The organism is Deltaproteobacteria bacterium (genome assembly GCA_011773515.1).
Lineage (GTDB): Bacteria > Desulfobacterota > Deferrimicrobia > J040 > J040 > WVXK01.
This window is the reverse complement of record WVXK01000113.1, coordinates 1-2,024: the sequence shown is the minus strand read 5'-3', so window position 1 is coordinate 2,024 and position 2,024 is coordinate 1. Positions and strand designations below refer to the sequence as shown.

Below are 2,024 nucleotides of genomic sequence, written 5' to 3'. Positions count from 1 at the left end.
CCGGAGGGAAACCTCCTGCCCTGTCTTGCCGGGGCAAAAATCATCACCGACCGGGCCCTTTTGTCCTGCGACAGGGTTGTGGCGGACACATCCGGGTTCATCTCCTCCCCCCCCGCCATCGTGCTCAAGACCTACAAGCTCGACCTCCTTTCGCCGGACATCGTCATCGGCCTGGAAAAGAACGGCGAACTCGAGGATATCTGCGGCCCCTTTTCGACCCACAGATCGATGAGCATTTACCGCGTCCCGGTGCCCCGGCACATAAGGCCCAAAACGATGGAGACAAGGTCACGGTACCGGTATGAGAAGTTCTCCGCCTACTTTGCAGACGCCCTCACCCACGAGGTTTCCCTGCAAAGCTACCCCGTGAGGTTTACCAGGCTCCCCGCAGATCTGAGCCCGCAGGGCCTGGAAAAGAGGATCGTCTCTTTCCGGGACGGGATGAACCGGGACCGCGCGATCGGGATCATCGAGAAAGCGGATTCCCGGGAGGGGAAACTTTTGATCAAAAGTCCCCTCAAAAACCTGGAAGGTGTGGCGACCCTCCTGATAGGAAGCGCCCTGTCCCCGCTCTGAAAAATCCCCGGGGATACGGACCCGTCATCTGACGGACAGCAATAAAAGGGTGTGCGGGGATCTACGCCCTTATGACCCGGGGCTTGGTGAAAAGATAGTGGTCATGGAAATAGTGGATCCAGAGGACGCTCAGCACTGCTATGTAATATGCCCGGTCGAAGGCGAAGTCGAAGGAATGGTGCAGGACATAGCGAAAAAGGGCGAATAGGATACCGATAACCATCACGTTGACCAGCGTCAGGCCGAGATGGAGCCCGTAGTAACGGGGGGCGGAACCGGGCGACGAAAAGCGCTTTACGAAGGGGGAGTTCTCCAGTTCGCCCCGGTCGAAGCGCAGACGGTTGAGCATCCACGTAAGGGCGAGGTACTGGAGGGAGTGCCAGACGTTCATGCCCTGAAACGCCGTGTCCAGGTTCCCCAGCGCCGGCGCGATAAACGATGCCGTCACGGTAAGAGCGATAAACAGGGTTTTGGGGACGTGGAGCGTATTGTTGCGCCAGGCGACAAAGGTGGCGGCAAGCCAGACGATCAGGGTGAGGGCGAAGGCACCGCCGGCCAGCCAGATCATCCAGGGCCCCAGCGGAAATACCCGTCCCACCACCGCGCTCAAATCGTTCGGCCCGATTTTGAAGTTCCCCGTGGAGATCTTCCATGCAGCGAGGGGATAGAGAGCCGTGAGTATGACACCGTAGTCGGCCAGGCGGAAAAAGAGGGAAAAGCCCTTGCTTCCTTTGTGCCGGTAGAGGTCGGTCACGTAGATGATCTGGTGGAGGACGTGAACCGAGGCCCAGAAGAAAAAGATGGTCAGAAGAAGCGCCAGGTTCAACATCGCCAGCGTAACCACCACTGCGGGAATGAGGAGGGAGGACCACAGGAACCGGGGGTGTTCCCTGGCAAAATCCCTGTCCAGAGCCGTCCGGAAAAAGGTTGCGTACATGTGCGGCCCGCCGACGAGCAGCGCACAGACGGCGTTCACGATATTGCGGCTGACGCTGTCGGGGGTTGCCCCGAGGATTCCCGAAAGGGGCTCGAGGAGAGAGGGGAGGCGGAGCATACCCAGGTAACTCAGGTACGGCAGGGTCACGACGACGACGCTCAGGGTGATGAAGGTCAGGTCCCACCTGCGGCTCAAGAGCCAGGGGCTCCCATCATCAGGGACCGCAGAAACGTAACCGGCCTGTGCGCGCACGAAACATCCTCCTTCTGCCAGACGGGCTTGCGCACCATTGCGCACTTTGATAGAAGACGAAAAAGGGAACAGCCGACTGATTAAAGTTCCCTTTGAAAATTCTATCAGAAGATGCTGACGGGCAGAGAAAAATGAACGGGGCTTTCTACCCTGGGTCTCATGGATGCACCGGTTTCCCGGAAATGGAGATGGTGACCGGTGCGGCGATTCAGGCTACCTGCCCCGGCGGTACAGGCCTACGGTTTCAGCTTTCCCGAGA

Annotated in this window: 2 protein-coding genes; one reads left to right on the top strand and one right to left on the bottom strand. The window is 58.9% G+C overall.

Annotated elements, in window-relative coordinates:
• Nucleotides 1-576 (top strand): hypothetical protein (locus GTN70_12050; GenBank protein NIO17688.1); only part of this gene is annotated, 576 nt, incomplete at its 5' end.
• Between the two features lie 61 nt (nt 577-637).
• Here GTN70_12050 and GTN70_12045 read toward each other — a convergent pair.
• Nucleotides 638-1,765 carry a hypothetical protein gene (locus GTN70_12045; protein NIO17687.1) on the bottom strand — a complete coding sequence of 376 codons (1,128 nt, stop codon included), beginning with the start codon at nt 1,763-1,765 and terminating at the stop codon, nt 638-640.
• Between the last annotated feature and the right edge of the window lie 259 nt (nt 1,766-2,024).